The following is a 13,076-nucleotide window of genomic DNA, read 5'->3' on the forward strand; positions in this document are numbered from 1 at the left end:
CACCCACCGGATCCCGCCTGTACGCGTCTGCCGGCCACGCGGGACGCCTTCCGTGCCCCAACGGGGCCCTTTGTTTGTTCCGGCTCGTCAGCGGGTGACGAGTTCGGCTGTCGGTTGCCTCTCCGGTGCGGCGGGCGCGGCGACCGCGCGCGGGCCGGCGCAGGCCGAGCACCGCGACCGCCGCGCCCAGCGGCAGGAACAGGCCTATCTCCAGCGGGCCCGTCAGGCCGAGCCGCAGCAGGGCGCCGCGCACGGACTGGTTGGCGAGCGCGTTGGCGCGGCCGCCGAGGCCCACGCCCGCCATGTGGTGCACCCAGTAGGTGTAGGAGTCGCGCGGCATCGCGGCCCAGGCGAGCGCGGTGCACGCGGCGAACGTGACGGCGGTGGAGACGGCGGCCTGCCGGCGCCGGGTGAACCACAGCAGGGGAGCGAAGAGGAGCACCGTGGGCTGCAGCGCGGCCGCGAGGCCGATCAGCGCGCCGCCGGCCCGCTGCCCGCGCACGACGAAGCAGCCGAGCAGCACGAGCAGGACCGGGATGACGCTGGTCTGGCCGAGGCAGAGCGCGTTGCGCACCGGCAGCGACAGCATGCGCAGGCTGATCGCGACGAGCGCGGCCAGCAGCGAGGTGCGGCGGCCGACCGGATCGGGCAGGGCGCGGGCGGCGATCAGGCCCAGGGCGACCACCAGCAGCAGCGTGCCGAAGGTCCATCCCCAGCCGAGCGCCTGCTCGGCGGCCCTGGTCAGCGACTTCAGCACAAGGCCGCCGAACGGGGTGCCGGTGAACTGCGTCGACTCGTACAGCGACCCCTTGACGTGCAGGACGCCGCTCGGTCCGACTCAGGTCTCCAGGTCGGTGAGCCGACTGCCGCTCGGGGTACTGAGGACGACGGCCACCTGCCGTATCGCGAGGATCCCGGCGATCAGCCACAGGCCCAGGCGAGTCGCGTGCAGGCGCGCCGTGACCGGGTCCGCCGCCGCTCCGAACGCCACCGTCGGCCCCCCACTGCGCTCCGCATTCGCCACGCCCCGTCGGCCTCCCGCCCCGTATGTCCCGCGCGCTCCCGCGCCGGGAACCCATTCGCCATTCCCGAGAGGCTCGCACCTCCCCCGGAGAAGGACGCGGCTACCCCCGATTCACCTGGCGTCCGATCGCCTTTTGTCAGGACGACGATGGTGCGCGGACGGTTCGGTTCCCCGTCCGGGGCGCGAGAAGGATCACAGTGCGGAGCGGAGAATCACGATCCGTGCGGGGGCTAAGTGCCTGCACATCGAACATTTAGGTGCAGCATGCATCGACGTGCGTACGGTGCGTAACGGACACGGGCAGTCGTATGGTCGATTTTCGGCCTGCCCCGGTGGGCCGCTTTCGGCCCCTGCGTCAGCGCCGCCGCACGGGCCGGGTCCCTGTCCCCGTCGAAAGGCAGGCGAGCGAAGCCTTGTCAGCTGTCACCGTCACCGCGCCACGGTCCGTCTCCCTCACCAAGAGCCGCCACACCACCGTCACCGACCCAGCGCTCGTCCGGCGCGCCGTGAAGGCCGCCGCGCTGGGCAACGCCATGGAGTGGTTCGACTTCGGTGTCTACAGCTATATCGCGGTGACGCTGGGCAAGGTCTTCTTCCCCTCCGGCAACCCGACGGCGCAGTTGCTCTCCACGTTCGGCGCCTTCGCCGCGGCCTTCCTGGTCCGCCCGCTCGGCGGCATGGTCTTCGGCCCGCTGGGTGACCGCGTCGGCCGTCAGAAGGTGCTGGCCTGCACCATGATCATGATGGCCGTGGGCACCTTCGCGATCGGCCTCATCCCGTCCTACGCGACGATCGGCGTCGGAGCGCCGCTGCTGCTGCTCGTGGCCCGGCTGGTGCAGGGCTTCTCCACCGGCGGCGAGTACGCGGGGGCGTCCACCTTCATCGCCGAGTTCGCCCCGGACAAGCGGCGCGGCTTCCTCGGCAGCTGGCTGGAGTTCGGCACCCTGGCCGGTTACATCGGCGGCGCGGGCCTGGTCACCCTGATGACGGCCCTGCTGTCCTCGGACCAGATGACCTCCTGGGGCTGGCGGATCCCGTTCCTGATCGCCGGCCCCATGGGCATCATCGGCCTCTACCTGCGGATGCGCCTGGAGGAGACCCCGGCGTTCACGGCCGAGGCCGCCGCGTGCGAGTCGAACCGCCCGAAGGTGCCGCTGCGCGAGATGATCGCCGGCCAGTGGAAGGCGCTGCTGCTGTGCGTGGGCCTGGTCCTGGTCTTCAACGTCACCGACTACATGCTGCTGTCGTACATGCCGAGCTATCTGACCAGCGTGCTCAAGTACGACGAGACGCACGGTCTGGTCGTCGTGCTCGGCGTGATGGCCCTGATGATGATCGTCCAGCCGTTCGCGGGCGCGCTGACCGACCGTGTCGGACGCCGTCCGGTGATCGCCGCCGGCTGCGCGGGCTTCCTGTTCCTGTCGATCCCGGCGCTGCTGCTGATCCGCCAGGGCAGCCTGGCGGCGGTGGGCCTGGGCATGGCCGCCCTGGGCCTGCTCCTGGTCTGCTTCACGGCCGCGATGCCGTCCGCCCTGCCGGCGCTGTTCCCGACCCGGGTCCGCTACGGCTCGCTGTCGATCGGCTTCAACGTCTCCGTCTCGCTGTTCGGCGGGACGACGCCGCTGGTGGTCACCGCCCTGATCGGCGCGACCGGCAACCTGATGATGCCCGCCTACTACATGATGGCGGCCTCGCTGATCGGCGGCGCGGCGGTCTGGTTCATGGCGGAGTCCGCGGGCCGGCCGCTGCCGGGCTCGGCGCCGTCGGTGGAGGCGTGAGCCCCCTGTTCCGGCCGCCTGGCCCACCCGACTTCCCACCGCCACCCCCGGCTCCTGCCGGGGGCGGCGGTGCCGTCGCGGCCCGAAGTCGGCCGCTGCCGCAGCCCGGCGGCTGCCGTTGTGACCCGAAGGCCGCTGCCGTCGCGGCCCTCGGGCAGACCGGATCCACGAGCCGCCTCCGAACGACTGACATTGCCTGACAGCACCACCGCACCCGGCTATATTCGTTAGCCCGGCTAGTTAGAGAATCTAACTAGACATACGAAAGGCCTGGTGCATGAGCGACTCGCAACTGTGGGACGACGTGGACGCCTATTTCACCACTCTGCTCTCCCCGGAGGACGAACCCCTTCAGGCCGCGCTGCGCGACAGCGACGCGGAGGGGCTGCCACGCATCAACGTCACCGCGAACCAGGGCAAGCTGCTGCACCTCCTCGCCCAGGTCCAGGGCTCCCGCGCCATCCTGGAGATCGGCACGCTCGGCGGCTACAGCACCATCTGGCTGGCCCGTGCGCTGCCCGCCGACGGACGGCTGATCTCCCTCGAGTACGACCCGCGCCACGCCGACGTGGCCCGCCGCAACATCGCGCGCGCCGGCCTGGACCGGGTCGCCGAGGTGCGGGTAGGTCCGGCCCTGGAGTCGCTTCCCCAGCTCGCCGACGAGAACCCGCCGCCCTTCGACCTGGTCTTCATCGACGCCGACAAGGCCAACAATCACCACTACGTGGAGTGGGCGCTGCGCCTGACCCGCACCGGCAGCCTGATCGTCCTGGACAACGTCGTACGCGGCGGCCACGTCACCGACCCCACCAGCACCGACCCGAGCGTGCTCGGCACCCGGGCCGCCCTCGAACTCATCGCCGAGCATCCCAGGCTGGACGGCACGGCGATCCAGACGGTCGGCACCAAGGGCCACGACGGCTTCGCGCTGGCGCGGGTGCTGGATTGACTGCTCCCCTCCCTGAAGGGAAGGGGATTCCTGGCTCAGGCCGCCTCCTGGAGCTGCGCTCCAGGTGGTCTTGCGCCCTCGACACCAACCGGGTCCAGACCTGCCCGGACGAGCATCACGCGGGCGGAGTTCTTGTCCCGGGGACAGACGGCTCCGCACGCGGTGCAGGTGTAGGTGCGTTCCGACAGCGGCAGTGCGTGCTTGGTTCTCGCTCCGCACGATCCGCAGTCCATGGTGGTGTGCGCGGGATGCACCAGACGCACATCCCGCGCGTGTTTGCGGCCCATCTCGATCAGGGCCTGCTTGGTGGCGCCGATCGCGGCATCGGCCGCCTTGCGGGCCATCGACGTCCTGGCGAGGAACTTCGGCCGGAAGTCCTCCACCGCGATCGCGTCGTGGTCGTGCACGACTTTCTTCGCCCACTTGCGGGCGGTGTCCTGGCGCTGCCGGGCGATCTTCGCGTAGGTCTTGGCCCGCCACCTCTTCGCCTCCCGGTAGCCCCTCGACGCGGCCTGCCCCTTCTTCGGCCTGCGGCGGGCCATCATCCGGTCGTACCGGCCCAGCTCGGCCTGGGACTTCCGGCCGTGCTGAGCGTGGGGGAGGTCGTGGGCGTAGGAGGTGGTGGTGGCTGTCTCCTTGACGCCCCAGTCGATGCCGATCACCGCACCGGTCGACGGGAGCGGCTCGATCGGGGCGGGGACGACGAACGAGGCGTACCAGTGGCCGAGGTGGTCGCGGTACACGCGCACCGAGGAGGGCTCGGCCGGGAGAGGACGGGACCACACCACGGTCAGGACGATCCCGCCCGCCAGGCGCAGCATCCCGTCCTTGAGCCGGAACCCGCGCCGCGTGTAGTTCAGCGTCGGATCGGCCCCGCGTTTCCTCTTGTGCCGGGGCATCCCGGCCCGCCGCCTCAGCGGCAGCCGCTCCTTGATGCCCCTGAGCGCCTTCGTGCGGGATGCGGCGAAGTCGCGGATGATCTGCTGCTGCGGCACACAGGAGCCCGCGGCCAGCCACGGTGTCACCGCGCGGGCCCGGGTCAGCATCCGGTCCAGCCGGGCCGGACCGCACTCCTCACCCTCGGCGTGGGCCTTCCTGGAACGGGCCACACACTCGTTCCACGCCCACCGGCACCGCCCCCCACTCCGCCTCCAGTCCCGCCCGGACCGTGGCCGACACCCGCAGCCGGTACGTGTACCGGGCGTGTCCGCCCCCGTCGCCCTCCCGCACCGCCGCCATGCCTGCCACCCCCCAGGACTCGTCCCGATCACCCGGCACCCACCACGCGACCGTACGCACGACACCCGAACACCCGCACCCCTCTGCCGATGCGACCACCCCGATCAGCGAACACCAGCACACGCGTTCGCGTTCATCCTGCTCCCCCGGGCAGGCCGTCAGGGCGCTCCGCGCCCCGGAACCCGGACGCGGCGGCACTCCGCGCCGCTGTCACAGGATGCGATTCCTACCCGGCGTGAGCGCCGGGCCCTCCTCGCACGAGAGCAGGTGACTGGCCGGAGTGACCGGCCGCCCTTCCGCCACCCGCGCGGTGCTCACGCCTCGTGGAAGAACCCGACGTTGACGCTGCGCGGACTCGTACGGTCCTGCACCACGATCTCGCCGGATCCGCCCCGGGGCAGCGCGACGGTCCCGCCGTAGGCGAGCGGCTGAACGTACTCACCCGTGGTCAGCCGGACCTCGGACGACGGCTCCGGCTGGGAGCCGCGCAGCCAGGTGACCTGCCAGGTACCGTCGGCCGCGCACTGGAACTCCAGGTGGACCCGGGAGACGAACAGCCAGTCGTCGGGCGTCACCAGGCGGCACACGGACGGGTCCCGGCCCACCCGCAGCGCGGCACCCGGCTCGCTGGGAGCGTCGGCCATGAGCATCCCGGCCGTGGCGCCCGCGTCCGTCCCGGAGACGGAGGCCATGGTCAGTTCGAGCACGTGGATTCCCCTTGAGACGTCCTTCGCGCGGTGGCCGGATTGCCTGGCCGCCGCCGCATGATAAAACGCCCGGCCCGGCCGCGTCCGGCACAATGGACCCATGACCGAGCGAAAGCCACCCGGTGTTGCGTTCGGCTCCTGGGTCGACAAGCAGATCCGCGACGCGCAGGGACGCGGAGAGTTCGACCGCCTGCCGGGCGCGGGAAAGCCGCTGCCGGACGACATGACGTACGACGAGCTGTGGTGGGTCAAGCGGAAGATGGCCCGCGAGGGCCTGTCCTACCTGCCGCCGTCGCTCGCACTGCGCAAACAGGCCGAGGACGCGCTCGCGGCGGCCCTGGCGGCCCCCTCGGAACGGATCGTCCGCGCCGTCATCGCGGACATCAACACCAAGATCCTCGACATGATGCTGAAGCCGCCACCGGGCCCACCACTGGGCCTGAAGCGGTACGACGTCGAGGAGGTCGTCCAGGAGTGGCGGAGGCGGCGGGAGCCGGCCGGGTAGGTCCTGGCGTCCGAGCAGGCCTCCCGATCCCGTGGGCCCGTGGGGCGTCCGGTACGCGCTTTAACCGGTTGCGCCCGCCGCCCTCAGCGTCCCCACAATGTCGGTCGTGACCTGGACCATCGCCCCCGAGCCCGTCAACTCCCCCGCGGCCGCGGCGCTGTGGCGCGCGTACTACACGGAGGTCAGCGACCGCTGGTACCTGCTGCACGAGGGGCGCCGCACCGACCCCGACGAGCTGGAGCGGGAGATCGCCGCCGGCACGGGCGCCGAACTCGCCCCGCCCACCGGGCAGTTGCTTCTCGCCCGGTACGACGGCACCCCGGCCGGCACCGCGGGCGTACGACTGCTGGACGCGGAACGAGCCGAACTCACCCGGGTGTTCCTGCGCGAGGAGATGCGAGGCAGGGGCGGCGCCGCCCTCCTGGTCGCCGCGGCCGAGGACGCCGCCCGCGCGCTCGGCGCCCGGCGGATGATCCTGGACACCCGCAGCGACCTCGTGGAGGCCCGCGCCCTGTACGCCCGGCTCGGCTACACGGAGAACGGACGACACAACGACGACCCTTACGCCGAGCACTGGTTCGGCAAACCGCTGCGCTGACCCTCCATCCGGGCCGGCGGCCGAGGACCCCCGGCCGGTGGCTGCCGGCCCCGGTCGGGGGCGGTGGTCACCGGCCGCCGTCTCACATCGGGCGGGGAGCCGGCCGTCGGCCGTCGTACGGCCACTCCCGGTCCGGCCGCTCCCCGTCCGACCCGCACAGCTCTCCCGTCAGCTCCTTCACCAGCTGCACCAGGTCGGTGGGCCGGTCCGGCCCCCACCAGTCGCCGAGCAGCCCGGCGAGCGACTCCTCCCGGGCGTGCGCCAGACGCTCCGCTGCCTCCAGACCCCCCTCGGTCAGTACGAGGTCCACGCCGCGACGCTCACCCAGATGCCGCTCCTCGACCTGGCGGGTGGCCCCGATGATCACGCCCAGCGGGATGGTGGTGCGCTCGGCCAGCAGGGCGGGCTCCACCCAGCCGTACTTCCTGATCCGCAGCACCAGCCAACTCGCCGCGGGGTCGAGGTCGTAGCCCGCCCGCACGGTGATCTCCCGGTAGATCTCGCGCCGCCCCTCACGGGTGCCCAGCACGGACAGCGCCCGGCACACCTCGTCGTACGAGGACCGCTCGACCGGGTTGGTCGCGTACGTCTCCGTGACGTCGGGGGCCGTGACCGAGCCGCGCAGCCGGTCCTCCTTCAGGAACCAGGCCAGCACGAAGCCGAGGAGGGCGACCGGGGCGGCGTAGAGGAAGACGTCGGTGATCGCGGACGCGTACGCGTGAAGGGCCGCCGGGCGCAGCGTGGCCGGCAGGGCGGCGATGCCGCGCGGATCGGACTTCAGGGCGTTCGCCGACACCCCCGGCGGCAGCGGCACGCCGGTGAAGACGGCGGTCAGTTTCTCACCGAGCCGACTGGCGAAGACCGTGCCGAAGATGGCCACGCCGAAGGAGGCGCCGATGGAGCGGAAGAAGGTGGCGCCGGAGGTGGCGACGCCGAGGTCCCCGTAGCTGACGGCGTTCTGCACGATGAGGACGAGCACCTGCATGACCAGGCCGAGGCCCACGCCGAAGACGAAGAAGCAGGCGCTCATCACGGCCGTCGAGCTGTGCTCGTCGAGCTGGTGCAGCAGGAGCAGGCCGATCGCGGTGACGGCGGTGCCCACTACGGGGAACACCTTCCAGCGGCCGGTGCGGCTGACGATCTGCCCGGAACCGGTGGAGGCCGACAGCATGCCCACCACCATCGGGAGCATGTGCACACCGGACAGCGTCGGCGAGATGCCCCGCACGACCTGGAGGAACGTCGGCAGGTAGGTCATCGCGCCGAACATGGCGAAGCCGACGATGAAGCTGATGACCGCGGAGAGGGAGAACGTGCGGATGCGGAACAGCTTGAGCGGCAGCACCGGCTCGGCCGCCCTCCCCTCCACGGCCAGGAACGCGAGGACGAGCGCGACGCCCACCACCGCCAGGCCGATGATCTGCGGCGAACCCCAGCCCCAGGTGGTGCCGCCGAGCGAGGCGACCAGCACCAGGCAGGTGGCGACCGAGGCGATGAGGAGGGTGCCGAGGTAGTCGATGACGTGCCGCTGCGACCGGTGCGGGATGCGCAGGGCGGCCGCGATCACGGCGAGGGCGACCATGCCGACGGGCAGGTTGACGTAGAACACCCAGCGCCAGCTCAGGTGCTGGGTGAACAGCCCGCCGAGCAGCGGCCCGAGCACACTGGTCGTTCCGAACACCGCACCGAACAGGCCCTGGTAGCGGCCGCGTTCGCGGGGTGAGACGACATCGCCGACGATCGCCATCGACAGCACCATCAGCCCGCCGCCGCCCAGGCCCTGCAACGCCCGGAACCCGATCAGCTCGGGCATGTTCCGCGCCATGCCGCACAGCGCGGAACCGATCAGGAAGATCACGATCGCGGCCTGGAAGAGCTTCTTGCGCCCGTACTGGTCACCGAGCTTGCCCCACAGCGGAGTCGCGGCGGTCGACGCCAGCAGATACGCCGTGACCACCCAGGACAGATGCTCCAGGCCGCCGAGGTCGCTGACGATGGTGGGCAGCGCGGTCGACACGATGGTCTGGTCGAGCGCGGCCAGCAGCATGCCGAGGAGCAGCGCGCCGATCGAGACGAGGACGTTGCCGGGCACCTGCTCGGGCGGGGCCGCGGGGTCGCCGGGCGGGGGCTGGGGGGCTTGTGGAGGCCGCGGCGACTGCGGGGGCTGCGGCGGCTTCGACGACTTCGGCGACGCGGGCATGGCCGACGACGCGGGCATGGCCGACGACGGCCGGTCGCCGTCGGGGACGTCGCCCGTCGTCCCCGTCATGCCGGTCCTGCCGTGCCCATCGCCGGCCATGAAGTCCTCCCGACGCTCTCGTGACAACTTCCATCGTCATCGGTGTGTCCCGTTATGGCCTGTTGAGTCCTCCCGGACGCCGCCATTCCGGGGGACCTTCAGGGAGAAGGTGTGTGGAGGATCTGCATAATCCTTGGAGTTCGCACGGGAGGGGACCGACGCGTGGAAGAGCGGAGGGGGCACGTCTGCCCCGAATGCGGGGTGCCCCGGGGCAGGGACAACACCCCGTCATGCGCCTGCGGAAGCCGGGCGTCCGACGCTCTGCGCGACGCCCGAACGGCCGAGGCCGCGGCGGCGGAGGACTTCAATCCACTGCGGATACGGCCGTACGTGGACATCGGGGAGACGCCGACGGAGGGCGGCGCGCTGACCGGGGGCGTTCCGGCGGGGAGCACCACCACGGGGAGCACTCCGGCAGGGGGCACCGCCATGTCGGGGGCCGCCCTGGCTGGGGACGGCGCGGTCGGGACCGACGGGGCCGCCGGGGCGACGGGAGCCGCCGGAGTCGCTGGAGTCGCTGGAGACGCCGGGGGCGTTGGGGTCCCCGGGGCCGCCGGGGTCGCTGGACCCGTCGGAGACGCTCAGAGTTCTGGAGCCACCGGAGCCACCGGAGCCACCGAGGCTTTCGGAGCGATTGGGGCCGCCGGAGCCGCTGTGGCCGCTGGACCCGCCGAGGACGGTAGGGCCACCGGAGCCGCCGGGGTCACTGGAGACGGCGGGAGCACCGGAGTCGCCGGATCCGTCGGAAACGCCCAGGTTGCTGGAGCCGCCGGAGACCCACAGGCCCCAGGAGCCACCGGAGATGCCAGGGCCGCCCAAGCCACCGGAGCCACCGGGGCTTCCGGAGTCATCGGGGCCACTGGGACCGCCGAGACCGCTGGGGCCGCCCCTGAAGCAACCGGATCCACCGGGGCCACCGGCGAGGAGCCACGGCCCCCCTCCCCCGCGGAGGCCACGATGGCGCTGCGGACCCTCCCCGCGGAGGCCGCGTCGGCACGGCGGGCCGCCCCCACTGAAGCGCCGACCGGGCACCAGGGCACCCCCACCCAGCCGTCGACGGCACAACAGGGCACCCCCACCTCACCCTCGACGACACAACAGGCCACCCCCGCGGAAGCCACGATGGCGCTGCGGGCCATCCCCGCGCAGCCGCCGGCCCGCACCACCCGACCCGGCCTGTTCGCACCGCCACCGGGCGAACCGAGCGCGGCCGACGTGAGCATGTTCGACACGGCGACGACGGCGGGCCCGGCGACCGCCCCGGAGCCGTCCACCGGCACCGAGGGCCCCAAGGTCCGGGCGGGCAGCCACCGCGGCGGCCGGCGCACCCGCCCCGCCGTCGTACTCGCCGCGTGCGCGGTCGTGGTCACGATCGTGGCGGGGGCCGGATTCGCGAGCGGACTGTTCTCCTACCAGTCGCCGGAGCGGGACCATGCCTCCCGCCAGGTACGGGAGGCGGTGCCGGACACATGGGTGGAGACACCCACGGCATCCGCGCCGACGGCCGCCGCACCGTCGTACGCGTCGTCGGCCCCGGCGACCGCGAGCGAGTCGCCGTCGCCCGGCGCGAGCGCCTCGCCGTCCGCATCGGCCTCGGCGTCGGGGACGGCGGAGCCGTCGCCGTCCGGATCGCAGGAGGGGAACGTTCCCGTCCCGGGGTCGGAGCCGGCCGGCCCGACGGAGACCGCGACGACCATGCGCGCCAGCGCCCCGGCGGCCCCCGCCCCGGTGCTGCGCCGCGGCGACCAGGGCTCCGAGGTGACGGAACTCCAGTCGCGGCTGGGCCAGTTGTTCCTCTACCCGGGGAAGGCGGACGGCGTCTTCGGCCGCCGGCTGGAGAAGTCCGTGCGCGCGTACCAGTGGTCCCGCGGTATCGCCGCCGACGAACTCGGAGTCTACGGACCGGCGACGAGGGCACGGCTGGAGTCGGAGACGACGGCACCCTGAGCCGTGGGTGTGGTCGACGGACTGTGATTCTTGACCCGGCGATCCGGCTGGGTCGGGCTGCTGTCGGGCCAACACGTCACACCCGCCAGCGAGGTGACGGCATGTGATCTGTGGCACCTTTGCCCCGGCGGGCGCGGTCGGCCGGTCGGGTGGTGACACAGGGCATTCCACCGGTCGATGCCGCTGTTCAGGCATCGTGACAAGAGCCCCTTCCAGGACCGAAGGCCTATGGGGCAAAGGGGGGTTGGGGCCTCCGTAAGGGCGTGCTCACGGGGTGACCGATGGGTAAGTTGGGATCGGTCCGGCCGCAACCAGGCCACGGGGGTCTGCTGGGAGAAGCCGGGCCAGGAAGGGCCGACATGACCAAACGGTCCGATGTGGTGGATCCAGCCTGTTCGTACCGGCGTACGGGACACAATCCGGGGTGCGGGGTGTGGAGGCTGGAGAGCCTGACCGGGCGGGAGCGGGAAGTGCTTCTGCTGCTCGGGACGGGCTTGGGCAACCGGGAGTTGGCCCGGGAGCTGGGGATCGCGGAGCGCACGGTGAAGGCGCACATCGCGAACATCGTGGACAAGACCGGTCAGCAGACGCGGACGCAGGCCGCGATCGTCGCCGCTCTGGCCCACGACGCGTTGTGCCCGGATCCGGCGTGCACGCGGCACCTGGCGAGGGTTCCGGTTCCGGGGCAGAGACGTCAGTCCTCCGCCGCATAGCCGCATGGCGGCACAACTGCACAGCCGTACAAGCCGTACAGCAGTACGGCCGTGCGGAGGAGGCTCTGTGCCCGTCCGTCACCGGGCGGGCACGGGGCCGGTCACTCCGCCGCGAGGCAGTGGGACGTCGGCCGGATGGGGGCGACGAGCCTGGAGAGGTTCACCAAGGCGGCGTCGGTCTTCGCCGCGCCGTCGAAGACCACCTGGGTGGCGGGGGTACGGCCGTAGGTGACGACGACTTTCCTGCCGCTGGTGGACTGGGCCAGGTCGATGACCCAGTCCACGCCGTCGACCGCGAAACACGGGTCGCCGGTCGGCCCGGGAGGAGTGACTCCGCAGCGCAGCACGATGTCGCGGTCCCCCCAGACGGCGATGCCGGGAAGGTCGTTGTCGCGGCGGGGAAGGCCGCCGAGGGACGCGGGGGCGGCGTCGGCGATGCGGTGGCAGTGCGGGGCGCCGGAGGCCTTCGCGGGGCGTATCCCGGCGTCGGCACCGGTGTCGGCGAAGGCGTAGGCGGTGAGGGCGGCGCCGGCGGCGACGACGCACACTCCCGCGATCAGTGCGGGCCGCGATCGGCGGGTGGAGGGCATGCTCGGGGTCGTCTTCCCGGGGCGGGGGCGGCTGGGTCGGGCGCAACGTTAGGGCATCGGTACGGACGCGGTTGACGCGGCCCGGGTTCATGTCCTTTCGGGCATTGCCTCTTTGGACACCTCCCCAACAGACGTGGTGGCGAAGGTTGTTCGTGCCTAAGTTCGGTCGCGCAAGCAGATCGACTGTTCAGGGGGAAGCGATGCGCAAGGCAGTCAGTTCGTTCGCGCTGGCCGCGGTGGTGACCGGGACGGTGGCCGCGGTGTCGGCTCCGGCCCAGGCCGCACCGCAGGCGAAGGACCCGTACGCGCACACCCGGCTCGAACGGGTGTGGGCGCCCAACACGTGCCTGTCGATGGGCGGCAGCACGAAGAACAACGCGCGGCTGATCGTGGCCAAGTGCGCCAAGACCGACAAGACGCAGCGGTGGACGCTGAAGCGCCTGTACAGCAACCAGTCGGTGTTCACCATCAAGAACGACAAGTCCGGCAAGTGCCTGACGGTGGACTCCAAGAGCCGCATCGTCCAGTACACCTGCAAGCCCTCGTCGAAGAACCACCAGTGGGTGCTGTCCGGTTCACGCATCATCAGCCGGTCGAAGAACAAGGCGATCGCCTCCAACTCCACCAAGTCGGGCTCGAAGCCGTATCTGGAGGCGTGGCACTCCAGCCCGTCGAGCAAGGAGCGAGGCCGGCAGGAGTGGGGCCTGTCTTGATCGGGAGCGGGGTT

The 13,076-nt window shown here is 71.9% G+C and carries 10 protein-coding genes and 2 pseudogenes; 7 read left to right on the top strand and 5 right to left on the bottom strand.

Annotation, left to right across the window (positions count from 1 at the left end; genetic code table 11):
* Positions 1–136: 136 nt before the first annotated feature.
* Positions 137–1,024: pseudogene (locus ACFY3J_RS00365) on the bottom strand (glycosyltransferase family 87 protein); the annotation flags it as partial.
* A gap of 413 nt (positions 1,025–1,437) precedes the next feature.
* Here ACFY3J_RS00365 and ACFY3J_RS00370 point away from each other — a divergent pair.
* Positions 1,438–2,802 (top strand): MFS transporter, encoded by a 1,365-nt coding sequence (locus ACFY3J_RS00370; RefSeq protein WP_384173714.1) that lies wholly within the window; start codon positions 1,438–1,440, stop codon positions 2,800–2,802.
* Positions 2,803–3,079: 277 nt separating this feature from the next.
* A complete protein-coding gene (locus tag ACFY3J_RS00375; RefSeq protein ID WP_384173712.1) occupies positions 3,080–3,751 on the top strand; it encodes an O-methyltransferase in 672 nt (223 codons plus the stop codon).
* Positions 3,752–3,786: 35 nt separating this feature from the next.
* Here the strand turns inward: ACFY3J_RS00375 and ACFY3J_RS00380 are convergent.
* Together ACFY3J_RS00380 and ACFY3J_RS00385 are read right to left on the bottom strand one after the other, a co-directional pair.
* Positions 3,787–4,990: pseudogene (locus ACFY3J_RS00380) on the bottom strand (RNA-guided endonuclease InsQ/TnpB family protein).
* 314 nt (positions 4,991–5,304) lie between these two features.
* A complete protein-coding gene (locus tag ACFY3J_RS00385) occupies positions 5,305–5,697 on the bottom strand; it encodes a hypothetical protein (protein ID WP_384173709.1) in 393 nt (130 codons plus the stop codon).
* Positions 5,698–5,797: 100 nt separating this feature from the next.
* Between ACFY3J_RS00385 and ACFY3J_RS00390 the strand changes: the two genes are divergently transcribed.
* Both ACFY3J_RS00390 and ACFY3J_RS00395 read left to right on the top strand, forming a co-directional pair.
* Complete coding sequence (locus ACFY3J_RS00390) at positions 5,798–6,202, top strand: DUF1992 domain-containing protein (protein ID WP_384173707.1); 405 nt, start codon at positions 5,798–5,800, stop codon at positions 6,200–6,202.
* 97 nt (positions 6,203–6,299) lie between these two features.
* The gene (locus ACFY3J_RS00395; RefSeq protein ID WP_390839636.1) at positions 6,300–6,800 is read left to right on the top strand and encodes a GNAT family N-acetyltransferase; all 501 of its coding nucleotides are present in this window, start codon (positions 6,300–6,302) and stop codon (positions 6,798–6,800) included.
* Positions 6,801–6,882: 82 nt separating this feature from the next.
* Here the strand turns inward: ACFY3J_RS00395 and ACFY3J_RS00400 are convergent, their stop codons facing one another.
* Complete coding sequence (locus ACFY3J_RS00400) at positions 6,883–8,847, bottom strand: MDR family MFS transporter (protein WP_384174102.1); 1,965 nt, start codon at positions 8,845–8,847, stop codon at positions 6,883–6,885.
* Between the two features lie 1,209 nt (positions 8,848–10,056).
* On the opposite strand from ACFY3J_RS00400, the gene ACFY3J_RS00405 reads away from it, so the two are divergent.
* Together ACFY3J_RS00405 and ACFY3J_RS00410 are read left to right on the top strand one after the other, a co-directional pair.
* On the top strand, positions 10,057–11,046 hold the full coding sequence (locus ACFY3J_RS00405) for a peptidoglycan-binding protein (RefSeq protein WP_390839638.1): 990 nt from the start codon (positions 10,057–10,059) through the stop codon (positions 11,044–11,046).
* Between the two features lie 359 nt (positions 11,047–11,405).
* Positions 11,406–11,759 carry a LuxR C-terminal-related transcriptional regulator gene (locus ACFY3J_RS00410; RefSeq protein ID WP_384173698.1) on the top strand — a complete coding sequence of 118 codons (354 nt, stop codon included), beginning with the start codon at positions 11,406–11,408 and terminating at the stop codon, positions 11,757–11,759.
* Between the two features lie 101 nt (positions 11,760–11,860).
* Here the strand turns inward: ACFY3J_RS00410 and ACFY3J_RS00415 are convergent, their stop codons facing one another.
* On the bottom strand, positions 11,861–12,349 hold the full coding sequence (locus tag ACFY3J_RS00415; protein ID WP_390839640.1) for a DUF3515 family protein: 489 nt from the start codon (positions 12,347–12,349) through the stop codon (positions 11,861–11,863).
* A 200-nt stretch (positions 12,350–12,549) separates the two neighbouring features.
* Between ACFY3J_RS00415 and ACFY3J_RS00420 the strand changes: the two genes are divergently transcribed.
* Complete coding sequence (locus ACFY3J_RS00420) at positions 12,550–13,062, top strand: RICIN domain-containing protein (protein ID WP_384173692.1); 513 nt, start codon at positions 12,550–12,552, stop codon at positions 13,060–13,062.
* The last annotated feature ends 14 nt before the right edge of the window (positions 13,063–13,076 follow it).

It is taken from the genome of Streptomyces sp. NPDC001231 (genome assembly GCF_042896885.1).
Classification (GTDB): domain Bacteria; phylum Actinomycetota; class Actinomycetes; order Streptomycetales; family Streptomycetaceae; genus Streptomyces.